12 protein-coding genes are annotated in these 13,697 nt (G+C 72.5%); 5 read left to right on the forward strand and 7 right to left on the reverse strand.

Annotation, left to right across the window (positions count from 1 at the left end; genetic code table 11):
* Nucleotides 1–71: 71 nt before the first annotated feature.
* Both LCN96_RS39150 and LCN96_RS39155 read left to right on the forward strand, forming a co-directional pair.
* The gene (locus LCN96_RS39150) at nt 72–965 is read left to right on the forward strand and encodes an SDR family oxidoreductase (protein WP_225267465.1); all 894 of its coding nucleotides are present in this window, start codon (nt 72–74) and stop codon (nt 963–965) included.
* Nucleotides 966–1,036: 71 nt separating this feature from the next.
* Nucleotides 1,037–2,452: an NAD(P)/FAD-dependent oxidoreductase gene (locus tag LCN96_RS39155; protein ID WP_225276150.1), complete on the forward strand. Its 1,416-nt coding sequence runs from the start codon at nt 1,037–1,039 to the stop codon at nt 2,450–2,452.
* Between the two features lie 84 nt (nt 2,453–2,536).
* Here the strand turns inward: LCN96_RS39155 and LCN96_RS56895 are convergent, their stop codons facing one another.
* From LCN96_RS56895 to LCN96_RS39165, 3 genes are read right to left on the reverse strand one after another with little or no spacing between them, the layout of a single operon-like run.
* Nucleotides 2,537–2,671, reverse strand: a complete 135-nt coding sequence (locus tag LCN96_RS56895) for a hypothetical protein (protein WP_263657375.1) — start codon at nt 2,669–2,671, stop codon at nt 2,537–2,539.
* A 24-nt stretch (nt 2,672–2,695) separates the two neighbouring features.
* Entirely contained in the window at nt 2,696–3,892 is a 1,197-nt protein-coding gene (gene ligD / locus LCN96_RS39160) for a non-homologous end-joining DNA ligase (protein WP_225267466.1), read from the reverse strand.
* Between the two features lie 46 nt (nt 3,893–3,938).
* The gene (locus tag LCN96_RS39165; RefSeq protein ID WP_225267467.1) at nt 3,939–4,688 is read right to left on the reverse strand and encodes a crotonase/enoyl-CoA hydratase family protein; all 750 of its coding nucleotides are present in this window, start codon (nt 4,686–4,688) and stop codon (nt 3,939–3,941) included.
* Between the two features lie 153 nt (nt 4,689–4,841).
* Between LCN96_RS39165 and LCN96_RS39170 the strand changes: the two genes are divergently transcribed.
* Nucleotides 4,842–7,145 (forward strand): DUF4132 domain-containing protein, encoded by a 2,304-nt coding sequence (locus tag LCN96_RS39170; RefSeq protein WP_225267468.1) that lies wholly within the window; start codon nt 4,842–4,844, stop codon nt 7,143–7,145.
* On the opposite strand, the gene LCN96_RS39175 is transcribed toward LCN96_RS39170, so the two are convergent.
* Nucleotides 7,126–8,790: an acyl-CoA dehydrogenase family protein gene (locus tag LCN96_RS39175; protein ID WP_225267469.1), complete on the reverse strand. Its 1,665-nt coding sequence runs from the start codon at nt 8,788–8,790 to the stop codon at nt 7,126–7,128. The two genes, LCN96_RS39170 and LCN96_RS39175, sit on opposite strands and share 20 nt — an antisense overlap.
* A 31-nt stretch (nt 8,791–8,821) precedes the next feature.
* Between LCN96_RS39175 and LCN96_RS39180 the strand changes: the two genes are divergently transcribed.
* Entirely contained in the window at nt 8,822–9,538 is a 717-nt protein-coding gene (locus LCN96_RS39180) for a PaaX family transcriptional regulator C-terminal domain-containing protein (RefSeq protein WP_225267470.1), read from the forward strand.
* On the opposite strand, the gene LCN96_RS39185 is transcribed toward LCN96_RS39180, so the two are convergent.
* The 3 genes from LCN96_RS39185 to LCN96_RS39195 form a co-directional block, all read right to left on the reverse strand.
* Nucleotides 9,528–10,541, reverse strand: a complete 1,014-nt coding sequence (locus LCN96_RS39185; RefSeq protein WP_225267471.1) for a hypothetical protein — start codon at nt 10,539–10,541, stop codon at nt 9,528–9,530. The genes LCN96_RS39180 and LCN96_RS39185 overlap by 11 nt on opposite strands.
* A 78-nt stretch (nt 10,542–10,619) precedes the next feature.
* Nucleotides 10,620–12,017 carry a glutamate--cysteine ligase gene (locus tag LCN96_RS39190; protein WP_225267472.1) on the reverse strand — a complete coding sequence of 466 codons (1,398 nt, stop codon included), beginning with the start codon at nt 12,015–12,017 and terminating at the stop codon, nt 10,620–10,622.
* A 36-nt stretch (nt 12,018–12,053) separates the two neighbouring features.
* Nucleotides 12,054–12,764: an SDR family oxidoreductase gene (locus LCN96_RS39195; protein WP_225267473.1), complete on the reverse strand. Its 711-nt coding sequence runs from the start codon at nt 12,762–12,764 to the stop codon at nt 12,054–12,056.
* Between the two features lie 102 nt (nt 12,765–12,866).
* Here LCN96_RS39195 and LCN96_RS39200 point away from each other — a divergent pair, with 102 nt between their 5' ends.
* Nucleotides 12,867–13,697: a helix-turn-helix transcriptional regulator gene (locus tag LCN96_RS39200; RefSeq protein WP_225267474.1), complete on the forward strand. Its 831-nt coding sequence runs from the start codon at nt 12,867–12,869 to the stop codon at nt 13,695–13,697.

The raw sequence follows: 13,697 nt of genomic DNA on the forward strand, positions 1-13,697 counted from the left end.
GCTCCGCCGGACGCAGACGCCGAACCGGAATTCATTGACATTTCTCGAATTTGGCGGGTAGGGGACCCCGCATGCGCATTCTGGTCACGGGAGCCACCGGCACGCTGGGCGGAGCACTGGTGCCCGCGTTGCTGAAGGCCGGTCACGAGGTGCGGGCGCTGAGCCGTACCAAGAGGGACGGCCGCGGCAACGTCGAGTGGGTCTGGGGCGACCTCATCTCCGGCAGCGGCGTCAGGGAGGCCGTGGCCGGCGTGGACGCGATCGCGCACCTGGCGACCAGCGGCCGCAGGGGGCGCGGCGCGGTGGACATCCCGGGCACCAGGACGCTGATGATCCTCGCGCGCGCGGCCGGGGTGCCGCACGTGCTGTTCACCTCGATGGTCGGCGCCGACCGCGCCGCCTACGGCCACCTGCGCCACAAGCGGCAGGCCGAGCGGCTGGTCGAGGAGAGCGGGCTGGGCTGGACGATCCTGCGGACCACGCCGTTCCACCAGTGGCTGCACCAGCGACTGCGGGACTTCGCGTCGCTGCCCGCGCTACCGGTGGACCGGTCGCTGCCCTGGCAGCCGGTGCACACGGGCGAGGTCGCCACGCGCGCGGCCGCCCTGCTCAGCGCGGGGCCGGCGAACAGGGAGATCGAGTACGGCGGGCCCCAGGTCCTGGACACCGAGGACCTGGTCAGAACCTGGCTGCGGGCCCAGGGCCTGCGCCGCCCCTGCCTGCCCGTACGGTATCCGGGCCGCCTGTTCGCGGCCCAGCGCACGGGCCTGCTCACCACCGACGCGGCGCCGCTGGGCGAGATCACCTGGCACGACTACCTCGTGCCGCCGGCCCCGATCCTGTCGGACGACTTCGCCTCCGAGCACACCGCCTCGCCCACGAGCCCGGCCACGCAGCCGGAGCAGGACCCTGACCTGCGCGTATACGGCGGCGACGAGGGCTACGAACGCCCGACACGAAGCTAGCCGGACGTCCAGTTTTATTACACTTCGCCGACTTGTTGCTCTCTGTCTGTTATTAGAAGATGTGTCCGGTGATGAGAGGCATCCCGCTGACCAAGGACTTCGCCAACGGCGGAGTCTCCTTCTGGTACCGGCAGATCGGCCTGCCCGCCCGGCGGCCGGCGCTGCCGGGGCCCCGCGACTACGACGTCGCCATCGTCGGCGGCGGCTACACCGGCCTGTGGACCGCGTACTACCTGAAGCAGGCCGACCCCGGCCTGCGGATCGCGATCCTGGAGAAGGAGTTCGCCGGGTTCGGCGCGTCGGGGCGCAACGGCGGGTGGCTCTCCGCCGAGTTCGCCGGCTCGCGCAAGCGGCACGCCAAGGCACGCGGGCGGCAGGCGATGATCGAGCTGCAGCGGGCGATGTTCCGGTCGGTGGACGAGGTCATCGAGGTGGCCAGGGCCGAGGGCATCGACGCCGACGTGCACAAGGGCGGCCTCATCCACGTCGCCACCAACCCGGCCCAGCGCCGCCGCCTGCGGGCCGGCGTCGCCGACCTGCGGGCCTGGGGGTACGGCGAGGACGACGTGCGGCTGCTCGGCCGCGACGAGCAGCGCGAGCGCGTGCAGGTCGGGGGCGCGCTGGAGGCGTCGTACTCGCCGCACTGCGCCCGCATCCAGCCCGCCAAGCTGGCCGTCGGGCTGGCCGCCGCGGTGGAACGGCTGGGCGTGGACCTCTTCGAGGACACGACGGTCACCGAGATCCGGCCCCGTCAGCACGGCCTGGCCTCGGCGGTCACCACGCGCGGCGTCGTCTGCGCCGAGTACGTCATCCGCGCCACCGAGGGCTTCACCGCCAGCCTGGCCGGCCAGCACCGCCAGTGGCTGCCGATGAACAGCTCCATGATCGTCACCGAGCCGCTGCCCGCCGACGTGTGGAAGCACATCGGCTGGCAGGGCAACGAACTGCTGGAGGACGAGGCCCACGCCTACGTCTACGCCCAGCGCACCGCCGACGACCGCATCGCGATCGGCGGGCGCGGCGTGCCCTACCGCTTCGGCTCCCGCGTCGACCGGCGCGGCGCCACCCAGGCGCAGACGGTCGCCCTGCTGTGGCGCATGCTCGTCAAGCTCTTCCCGGCCGCCGCCGACGTCGGCGTCCAGCACGCGTGGTGCGGGGTGCTGGGGGTGCCGCGCGACTGGTGCTCGACGGTGCACCTGGACCACGCCAGCGGCCTCGGCTGGGCCGGCGGCTACGTCGGCAGCGGCGTCACCACCACCAACCTGGCCGGCCGCACGCTGCGTGACCTGGTGCTGCGGCGCGACACCCCCTTGACGGAGCTGCCGTGGGTGGGGCGGCAGGTGCGGCAGTGGGAGCCGGAGCCGCTGCGGTGGGCGGGGGTGCAGCTCATCTACGCGTTGTTCCGCGCCGCCGACCGGCACGAGAACGAGCGCATCGCCACGACCTCGGCGTACGCGCGGCTGGCGAACCTGATCTCAGGCCGCTGACCCGCCCCACTCGCACTCGGGCAGGACGCTGAAGTGGGCTTGTTCGCCAGGACGCCGCCCGTCACGCGCTCCTGTCCGGCGACCTCACACGCTCGCCGCCAGGCGATCGGCGGCGTCGGCGGCGTCGGCGGGGGCGACGTGCATCACCGCGCGCTGGGTCTCCCAGCCGGGGGTCGCGTCGCCGATCCTCGATCGCGGGATCGGTGCCCTCCATCTCATGCCGTCTCCTCGTCGTTCACCGGATCACGGGCGTTCGCCGCGCCCCCACGGGTCGTAGTCGACCTCCAGCGGCTCCTGCGGCGGCCGCTCCCCCTCGGGAACGTGCTGCAGGTTGACCCGGATGCGATACCACACGCTGCTACGCCCCCGCATCCCGTCCACCAGCACGTCGGCGGGCTCCAGCCGCGCCGCCACCTCGGGATGGCGGGCCTTCCACCGCTCGAGCCCCGCCATCGCCTCGTCCTTGTGCTCGGCCTTGGCGATCTCGATCACCGGCATCGTCTGCTGCCTGCGCCCGCTGCCCTTCGGCGGCTTGGGCGCGGGCCCGAGCTCCTCGGCCAGCTCCAGCAGCCCGTCGAGGGAGCCCGGGTGCAGGTCCATGTCCTCCCACGGGTCGCCGCGCTCGGCCAGCCGCCGCGGCACGGTGTCGACGGTGAACTCCTCCGGGCGGCAGCCCGGCACCTCGTCCCAGGTCAGCGGGGTGGACACGCGGGCGTCGGCCACCGCGCGGACGGAGTAGGCGGAGGCCACCGTGCGGTCGTAGGCGTTCTGGTTGAAGTCGACGAACACGCCGTGCCGCTCCTCCTTCCACCAGCGGCTGGTGGCCAGGTCGGGGGCGCGCCGCTCCACCTCGCGCGCCACCGTCTCGGCCGCCTTGCGGACCTTGGCGAACGGCCAGCGGCGCTCGATGCGGGCGTAGACGTGGAAGCCGCGCGAGCCGGACGTCTTGGGCCAGGCCACCAGGCCGTGATCGGCCAGCACCTCCCTGGCCACCTGCGCCGTGCGCAGCACGTCGGCCCACTCGACGCCCGGCACCGGGTCGAGGTCGATGCGCAGCTCGTCGGGCCTGGACAGGTCGTCGGAGCGCACCGGATGCGGGTTGAGATCGACGCAGCCGAGGTTGACCACCCACAGGAGCTGCGCCAGATCGGTGCAGACGACCTCCTCGGCGCTGAGCCCCGAGCGGTACTTCAGCTCGGCCACCTCGATCCAGTCGGGCCGCTTGGCCGGGGCCCGCTTCTGGAAGAACGCCTCCTGCTCGATGCCGTGCACGAACCGCTTGAGCACCATCGGCCGCCCGTGCACGCCGCGCAGCGCCGCCTCGCCGACGGCCTGGTAGAAGCGGATCAGGTCGAGCTTGGTGTGACCGGTCTGCGGGAAGACCACCTTGTCGGGGCTGGTGATGCGGACCTCGCGCCCGGCGACCTCGATGTCAGGCATGAAGGTCACGATACGCGGGCCGACCGACAACGCCGGGGAGGGTCGTTCAGCCGTCGCCGAAGGAGCCGTGGCGGCCCGCGCCCGCCGCGAAGCGGGCCGCGCCCTCCGAGGCGTCGGGCAGCGAGACGAGGCCGTGGCGCAGCTCGTTCAGCATCGCCTCGCCCTCCTCCAGCCCGTCCTGCTCCAGCACCGACATCCGGTCGCCGCGCAGGCACTCCTGCGGGAACCCGGCCAGCTCCCTGGCCAGCGACTCCGCGTGCGGCCTGGCGGTGCCGGCGGGGACGAGCCGGTTGGCCAGCCCCCACTCGTACGCCTCGGGCGCCTCCACGGGCCGCCCGGTGAGGATCATGTCCATCGCCCTGGACGTGCCGATGAGCCGCGGCAGCCGTACGGTGCCGCCGTCGATGAGCGGCACCCCCCACCTCCGGCAGAACACCCCGAACACCGCGTCCCGCTCGGCCACCCGCAGGTCGCACCAGAGCGCCAGCTCCAGCCCGCCGGCCACGGCGTGCCCGGACACGGCGGCGATGACCGGCTTGGCCAGGCGCAGCCGGGTCGGCCCCATCGGCCCGTCGCCCTCCTCGCCGACGTGGTTGTCGAGCGTCTTGAGGTCGGCGCCGGCGCAGAACGTGCCGCCCTCCCCCCACAGCACCGCCACGGCGGCGTCGGAGCACTCGAAGTCGCGAAACGCCTCGGTCAGCGCGTCGGCGGTCTTGCGATCGACGGCGTTGCGCGCCTCGGGCCTGCTGATCACCACGGTGGTGACCGGGCCCTGGCGCTCCACGCGTACGGTCATGCGGCCCTCCTCGGGAGAACGTGCGGTAGCGCTCCTCGGGGAACGTGCAGAGCGTACGTCGCCGCCGGGGCAGGGGCCAGCGCCCGCGTTCTGTCGCCCCCGGTTGCTATAGATGGGCGCATCGTCAGGCACGACAACGGGACAGGACAGCCGATGGACGCGTGGGGTGGCCTCAGCGAGGCGGACGAGCAGGAGTTCGCGCGGCTCGACGCGGCCTTCGAGGCCGGTGAGGAGCTGATCGACGAGTGGGGGGCGGAGTTCGCGACGTGGGCGCACGTCAGGCTCTGCGAGGCTCCGGCCGACGAGCGGCGCCTGGCGCTGGTGGAGCAGGCGGCCCGGGGCGAGCAGGCGTGGGACAGGGACTCGGTCACCGGTCTGTGGCAGCTGGCGATCGGCTCGGCGCCCCAGTGGGGCGCAGCCGGGGCCGACCGGTTTCGCGTGCCGCTGGCCGCCACCGCCTCGCTGCCCTATCCGGAGCGGTGGCAGGTGCTGCATCGCGATCTGTCCTGGTTACGCCGCTACCGGGTGTCGACGTGGGAGCTCATCGGCGACCAGGTGGCGGCGCTGCTGACCGAGCCGGAGACCGGCGACCCGGCAGAGGCGGCCCGTAACGTGCTGTGGGAGGAGGACCCGTTCGCGGCCCGGCTGCTCGAAGCGTTCGCGCCGCGGCTGGGCTGCCCGCAGGTGCTGCCGCTGCTGCGGCATTGGGCCACCGCCCGCGACTCCAGGCCGGGCCCGCGCTGGCAGTGGGACGCCAGGGAGCTGCTGACCGGGCAGGCCGTCGAGGTGATCCCCGAGGTGTTGCGGGCGCTCGCCGCCCATCGCGAGACCACGATCCAGCGCCGGCACCAGGCGGAGCGGGTCTTCGTGCGCGAGCACACCGCCACGACGTTGCGCGGCCTGATCTGGACCTGCGAGCTGATCAAGGAGCCGTGGGTGACGCCGCTGCTCGGCGACGTGGCCGTGACGACGGGCACCGGCATCGGCGGCTCCGGCGCGAACGCGCGCAGCGAGCTGCTGGCCAACGCCGCGATCGGGGTGCTGGCCAGGCGCGGCGGCGTGGAGGTGGTCCCGCAGCTGGCCCGCGTGCAGGCGAAGGTGCGCAAGAAGACGATCCTGGCCGCGGTGGACCGCACGCTGCACGAGGTGGCTGGGCGGGCGGGGCTCTCCCCCGAGCAACTGCTGGACCGCACCGTGCCCACGTTCGGGCTCGGCCGCGACGGCACCCGTACCGAGCGGGGGCTGAGCCTGTCGCTGGACGGGCGGATCAGCTACGAGGGCCGCAAGACCATCCCCAAGACGGTGGACCGGGAGCTGCTGGCCGAGTTCAGGGCCACGGCCAAGGAGCTGCAGAAGGCGGTGCCGGCGGAGCGGTTCCGGATCGAGCGGGCGCTGGCCACCGAGCGGATCTGGCGGTGGCGGGACGTGTGCGAGCACTTCCTCGACCACCCGGTCACCGGCGCGCTGGCCCGCGACCTCATCTGGGAGATCCTCCAGGGCCCCGCCGGGCTGCCTGTCCAGGTGGACGGGGCCTGGGAGCTGACCGATCCGGCGGGCCGCCGCATCCAGCCGTTCCCCGACACGCCCGTCCTGCTGTGGCACCCCATCGCGCACGACGCGCAGGAGGTGCGCGGCTGGCGTGACCACCTCATCGCCGACGAGCGGCGCCAGCCGTTCAAGCAGGCCTTCCGCGAGGTCTACCTGCTCACCCCGGCCGAGGAGGTGACCCGCGACCACTCCCGCCGCTTCGCCCGCCACCTGCTGCGCTACGGCCAGGCCAAGGCGCTGCTGAGCGGGCGCGGCTGGACCGGCATGTCGCTGGGCCACTGGGACTGGGAGTGCGGCTCGCACCAGAGCCAGGCCACCAAGAACCTGCCCGGCGGCCTGACCGCGCACTGGGAGTTCCACCTCGACGAGCACTCCATCGAGCGTGACGGCGCCGGCACGGTCTCGATCTGCGTCAGCGGCGAGCTGTACTTCAGCACCGACGGCCGCCGGGTGCGGCTGGCCGAGGTGCCGCCGCTGACGCTGTCGGAGGTGCTGCGCGACGCCGATCTGACCGTCGGTGTCGCCTCCACCGGGCTGGACCCGGAGGGGCACGGCGCGTACTGGGAGTCCTGCAGCTTCGGCGACCTCAGCGAGTCGGCCGAGATGCGCCGCGACGCGCTGGCCCGGCTGCTGCCCCGGCTGGCCATCGCCGACCGGTGCACGCTGGACGGCCGGTTCCTGCACGTCAAGGGTGACCTGCGGACGTACAAGATCCACCTGGGCTCCGGCAACATTCTCATGGAGCCCAACGACGCCTACCTGTGCATCGTCCGGAGCGGTGGCGGCGACCAGGTGTTCCTGCCGTTCGAGGAGGACGGCGGCGTGTTGTCGCTCATCCTGTCGAAGGCGTTCCTGCTGGCCGCCGACACCGCGATCACCGATCCGTCGATCATCCGGCAGATTCGCTGAAGGCGCCCGCGAGCAGCTCGTCGAAGGGGTCGTCGGCGGGGCGGTCGATGCCGCGCAGCGGGCCCTGGTCCGCCAGGTGCGCCTCGGCGTACAGGCGGGCCACGAGGGCCTTGCGCTCGTCGTCGAGCCCCCAGGTGGCCTGGTCCTCCAGAAGCGCGGCGGCGTAGACGTCGGCCATGAACTGCGCCAGCGGGTACAACCGCGCCTCGGCCGCCGCGGGCTCCAGCGCGGACCACGCCTCGACGGCCTTGGTGAGGTCGTCGACGCGGGCCTGGACCAGGTCGGAGGTGGCCAGGGCGCGGACGTGGTCGAGGAAGGGCAGGTGGGCGCGTTCCTTGAGCATGGCGCGGCGCACGTCCAGGCAGAGGATGTTGTCTCCGCCCTCCCAGATCGGGTTGACCTGCGCGTCGCGCAGCAGGCGGGCCACCGGCCACTGCTCGATGTAGCCGTTGCCGCCGTGCACCTCGACGGCGTCGGAGGCGGCGGTCACGCCGAGGCGGGCGGCGCGCAGCTTGATCAGCGCGGGCGCCAGGCGCAGCCGGGGCCCGACGTGCCCGTCGAACACCATCGCCTGCGCGGCCTCGACCTCGACGATCAGCTCGCTCAGCTTGCGCCGCATGAGCGGCTGCTCGACGAGCGGCCGGCCGAACGCCTCGCGGGCGCGGGCGTAGCAGAGCGCCTCAACCAGTGCCCGCCTGGCCACGCCGACGCCCATCATGGCCACGCCCAGGCGGGAGGCGTTGGTGAGCTTCATCATCGTGCCGAGCCCCGAGCCGGAGCCCTGCCCGGCCAGCAGGAACGCCTCCGCGCCCGCCAGCTCGACCTCGGCGGAGGCGACGGACCTGGTGCCGAGCTTGTCCTTGAGCCTGCGGATGCGCACCCCGTTGCGGCTGCCGTCGCGCCGCTCCCACAACACCAGGAACGGCGCCACGGCGCCTTCGGGCAGCCTGGCCAGCACGACGAAGGCGGAGCCGTTGGCGTTGGAGGCGAACCACTTGTAGCCGGTCAGCAGCCACGCGTCGCCGGCGGGCACCGCCTCGGTCTCCAGCGCCGCCAGGTCGGAGCCGCCGGTCCGTTCGGTGAAAAGCTGTGCGGCCTCGCCGGAGTAGTAGCCGTTGGCGAAGATCTCCCGCACCCGGTCGCGTACGTCCGCGGGCGCGTGCTTCTCGGCAAGCGAGACCACCATGTCCCCGCCTGTGCCGAGCGCGCAGCCCATCCCGATGTCGGCCTGGTCGAGCAGGTACGTCCAGGCGGCGCCCAGCGCGGCGGGATCGGCCCCGTTCGCCCTGGCCTGCCCGGCGAAGGACGGGGAGGTGAAGTTGTCGGCCATCAGCGCCTGGCGGGCGGTGTGGAAGGACGGCGGCATGACGACCTGGCTGACGTCTCTGCCCCACTTGTCGTACTTCTCCAGCCGCGGCGGGTTGCGGTCGGTCTCCTCGGCGCATGCGGCGACGAGACCGCCCGTCAGCTCGCCGAGCCGGTCGAGGTGCGGCTGCGCCCAGGCGAAGCCGTCACCCAGGTGCCGCCGCATGAGCAGGCGGAGCGTGGGGTCGCAGCGCCACCAGTTGCGCCCCGCGGCGCCCTGGTAGCGCTCGGTGGCGTAACGGTCGCTGCGGTCGAACGGTTCGATGAGATACCGGCCCATACTCGCGAGTGTTACATATACTCGACACGCGATGGAAGAGCGTAATGGCCTGAGTGCGCGTTCGGCGGTGCTGAGCGCGCTGCTGGGCAGCCACCCGCCCCGGCTGCCCGCCCGCCACCTGGTGCGCATCGGCGCGCTGTTCGGCATCGCGGAGGGCACGGTCAGGGTGGCGCTGTCGCGCATGGTGGCGGCCGGTGACCTGCTGCAGAGCGACGGGCAGTACACGCTGTCGCAGCGGCTGGTGGAGCGCCAGGCCAGGCAGGACGAGAGCCGCGACCCGCACACCAAGGCGTGGGACGGCACGTGGGAGGTGGCCGTGGTGACGGCCGAGCGGCGCGCGCCCGCCGACCGGGCCGCGCTGCGGCACACGATGACCGCGCTGCGCCTGGCCGAGCTGCGCGAGGGCACCTGGCTGCGCCCGGCGAACCTGGTGCGGGCCTGGCCGGAGATCGTCACCGCGCAGTGCACGCTCATCGACGGCCGCCCGCACGGCGACCCCACTCCCCTGCTGTGGGACCTGGACGGCTGGGCGGCCGAGGCGCGGCGCCTGGAGCGGGCGCTCGACGGCGCGCGGGGGCTGGCCGAGGGCTTCCTCGTCTCGGCCGCCGTGCTGCGCCACCTGCTGGCCGACCCGCTGCTGCCCACCGAGCTGCTGCCGGACGGCTGGCCGGGCGCGCGGCTACGGGCCCGCTACGACGCCTTCGACCGCCGCTACCGCGAGGTGCTGCAGGAGCACCTCAGAGGCTGACGCCGAAGATCGTCCGCTTGTTCCTGAACTCGCTGACGCTCCACAGCTTGCCGTCCTGCACGGTCAGGTCCTCGGGGCCGATCGGGAACGGCCTGGTCTGCAGCTCTGCCCCCTTGTACACGAGCAGCTTGCCGTTGGCGGTGGAGCCGGCCGACTGGCTCAGGTACCACGTGCCGCGGTACGACATCGCGCCCTGGATCTTCGGGTGCCCCATGACGAACGCGTCGACGGGCTCCCCGCCCGCCAGGTCCAGGTCCCAGCGCCCCACCCAGCCGTCGGGGGTCCTCTCCTGGTACTGGCCCGTGATGAGCCGCGGCGTGTCGCCGCTGCGGTCGATCGAGACGAACGAGAACAGCGGCCCCGGCCGCGCCACCCGCCACAGGTCGGTCTGCGGGATGACGTAGCGGTAGCCGAAGGCGTGCAGCCTGCCGCCGTGGCGGCCGACGCGCTTGCCGTCGCCCAGGTCGTTCTGCGCGGTGCGCAGGTCGAGCAGGTTGTTGAGGTCGAAGACGCGCAGCCCCCGGGTGGTGTCGGCGACGTAGAGCAGGTCGCCGTGGCAGGCGATGCCGCCGGCGTGGATGTCGATCGGCCCGTACGAGCCGTCCGGCTTGGCCTGCACCAGCAGCGCGTGCTGGTACTTCAGCGACTTGGGGCTGAAGAACGACACCCTGATGCCCCGCTCGCCCGCCTGCGGCTTGAAGTACCAGCTCACCATGAACGCGGGGATCCCGATGGCGCCCGAGTCCTCGCTGCCGGTCAGGCCCTGGGGATACCAGTCGGCGGTGTCCTGGTCCTTGTCGTCGAAGGCGTACCACTCGGCGGGCCTGGGCCGCATCGAGCCCATCGCCGCGGCGGCGCCCTTCCTCGTGCCGGTCCTGTTGGCCTGCGCCAGCACCGCCTCGACGGACGTGCCGCCGATCTCGCTCGCCAGCTTGGCCGCCCCCTCGGCCAGGTCGCCCGTCTCCCGATTCAGGGCAAAGGCCGCCTTATCGGTGGGAACCATCCCCGTACCCGCCATATCCGCCTCACCTTTTCCGTCTCTTGACCAGTTTGACGGAACGGGGATGGTCAAGGTTGGCGATCACTTCCACAAATGCACGGGCGTCCCCGAGAGTGCCAGCTCGCGGTAGCGGCGCACGAGCTCGCGCCGGTCGCCGCCGAGGCGCGCCAGCGTCTCCCGCTGCCACACCGAGCCGGTGCGGCGCAGCCGGGTCCGCTGCGCGATCACGTCCAGGGCCCGGTCGGCGTCGTTCGGCGCCACCCCGGCTCCCAGCAGCCCCTTCCTGGCCTCGGGCAGCAGGTACAGGACCAGCTCCGCGGCGTCGTGCTCGCCCTCCATGCCCGGCCAGGAGAGCTTGGCGTCCAGGCCGTGCATGGCGGCGTGGTAGAAGTTCTGGTACGCCGTCGCGAACCGGTACCCGGTCAGGTCCCGCTCGGCCTGCGAGAGCGTCAGCCCGAGCAGGAAGGCCGTGTTCGCCGCCATGTCCGCGCAGGAGGGCCCGGCGGGCAGCGCCCGCATCTCGATGCGCAGGTGACCGCCGTCGGCGGGGTCGTAGACGGGGCGGTTCCACTGCCAGATCGTGCCCTGGTGCAGCCGCAGCTCCGGCACCTCGTGCCGGTCCGCGCCCTCGGTGAGGTCGGGCACGATCGGGTCGTAGTCCTGCACGTACCGCTCGAACAGCTCGTGCGCGCCCTCGCGCACCCAGTCCGAGCCGAACGTCACCCGCCCGTCCCTGCGCTCGCGCCGCTGCACGTCCCGGTCGTCGGCGGCCTCCTCCATGAGCGCGATGCGGGTCTCCTCCCACAGCTCGCGCCCCAGGAAGAACGGCGAGTTCCCGCACGCCGCCAGCACCGGCCCGATGGCGAGCTGGGCGGCGTTGAACAGGCGGGCGAACCGCTCGGGCGGCGTACGGATGTGCACCTGCCAGGAGGTGTTGGCGCTCTCCAGGATCACGTCCTCGACCGACAGCTCCAGGTCGTCGATCTTGACCAGGAACGGCTCCAGCCGCAGCCGCCGCAGGCCCCTGCTCATGGCCCGGTAACGGTTCTGATCGCTCATCGCGCCCAGCGTGAAGTCCTCGGTGTCGAGCGTGGGCAGGATGCCGATGGGCAGCGCGCCGCCGCCCCGCACGGCGCCGTCCACCTTGGTGATGGTCTCCTGCACCTCGGCGCTCAGCCGCTCGAAGGGCCTGCCCGCCAGGGGCAGCGGGGTCAGGTTCACCTCGAGGTTGTAGCGGCCCAGCTCCAGCACCACGCGGTCGTCGCCCAGGGCGTCACGCACCTGGTCGTTGCGTGACAGCGGCCGCCCGTCCTCGTCGATCAGGAACAGCTCCAGCTCGGCCCCGATCGTGACCGGTCCCTGGCCGAAGCCGGGGGTGTCGAGCAGCTCGCGCAGCACGCCGAGCTGCTCCCGGATGCGTTCCCCGAAGCGGGCATACTCCGCCTCGGTAAATCGCTCCTTATCCAGATCTCTTCCCATCACCCCAATCTGTCCCAAAAGTCAGCCTTGACACCTTCACCAGCGAACGGTGCCCGCATCCTCCAGATAGGCGCCGCTGGGACCGTTCTCATCCAGCGTGGCGAGCCGGACGGCGATGGCCGCGCCCTGCTCGGGCGTGCGGAACCCCTGGTGCTGGTTGAGGTCGGTGGCGCAGTAGCCGGGGTTGGCGGCGTTCACCTTGATCGGGGTGTCCTTCAGCTCCTTGGCGTAGCAGACCGTGACCATGTTGAGCGCGGACTTGGAGGAGTTGTAGGTCAGGGCGTTGAACTCGCCGAACGGGCTGTCCGGGTCCACCGCCATGGCCAGCGAGCCCAGCTCGCTCGACATGTTCACGATCCGCCCCGCCGGCGACCTGCGCAGCAGCGGCAACATCGCGTTGGTCACGGTGACGACGCCGAACACGTTCGTCTCGTAGACCTCCCTGATCTGCGCGGCCGTGGCGGCGCTGGGCACGAAGGCGGCCGGGTCACCGGTGATGCCGGCGTTGTTGACCAGGATGTCGAGGCGGCCGTACTCGCTGTCGATCCACTTCGCGGCGGCGGCCACGCTCTCCTCGTCGGTGACGTCGAGCCGGACGTACGGCTGCCCGAGCCGCTCGGCGGCGGCCTTGCCGCGCCCCTCGTCACGCGACCCCACGACCGTGGTGACGCCCTGCTCGGCCAGCAGGCGCGCGATCTCGTAGCCGATGCCCTTGTTGGCACCCGTGATGAGTGCGATTCTCGTCATGCCTCCACGTTCGCCCTGGTCACGGGCCGGCGGGAGAGACCTGGGGAGGCTGGTATCAGCGGTACCACCCACGCGGGCGGTTCCGTCACCGACGATGGAAGCATGAACCGCGACGAACTCGCCGAATTCCTCCGCGTCAGCCGCGCCCGGATCACGCCCGCGGACGTGGGCCTGCCGGCCGGGGGCACCCGCCGAACGCCGGGCCTGCGCCGGCAGGAGGTCGCGCAGCTCGCGGGCATGTCGATCGACTACTACATCAGGCTGGAGCAGGGCCGGGGCCCGCACCCGTCCAGGCAGGTGGTCAACGCGCTGGCCAGGGCCCTCATGCTGGGCCAGGACGAGCGCACCCACCTGTTCCACCTGGCGGGCCAGCCGCTGGACCCGCCGCGGATCAGGGAGGATGTGCCGCAGAGCATGCTGCACCTGATCGCGTTCCTGGACGAGGTGCCCGCCTACGTGCTCGACGCCCGCTACGACCTGCGGGCCTGGAACCCCATGGCGTCCCTCCTCATGGGCGGCCTCGACTGCCTGGCGCCCGACGAGCGCAACGTCCTGCGCTGGGTCTTCATGTCGCCCGACATCGGCGCGCACTTCGACGACGAGGAGAAGGGCGCCTTCGCCCGCGCCTCGGTCGCCGACCTGCGCGCCGCCGCGGGCCGCTATCCGGACGACCGGCGGATCCAGGCGCTGGTGGCCGAGCTGCTCGCGCTCAGCCCCGAGTTCGCCGAGCTGTGGGCGCGGCACGAGGTCCGGGTGCGCAGGGAGCAGCGCAAGCACATCCACCACCCGGCCATCGGCGCGATCGAGACGATCTGCCAGGTCATGCCGGTGCCCGACCGCGACGACCTGCGCCTGGTGCTCTACACCACCGAGCCAGGCTCGCCGTCGCACCGGGCCTTGCGCGAGCTGCGGCAACTCACTCTAAGCTCATGA

The sequence above is a fragment of the Nonomuraea gerenzanensis genome, assembly GCF_020215645.1.
GTDB classification, from domain to species: Bacteria; Actinomycetota; Actinomycetes; order Streptosporangiales; family Streptosporangiaceae; genus Nonomuraea; species Nonomuraea gerenzanensis.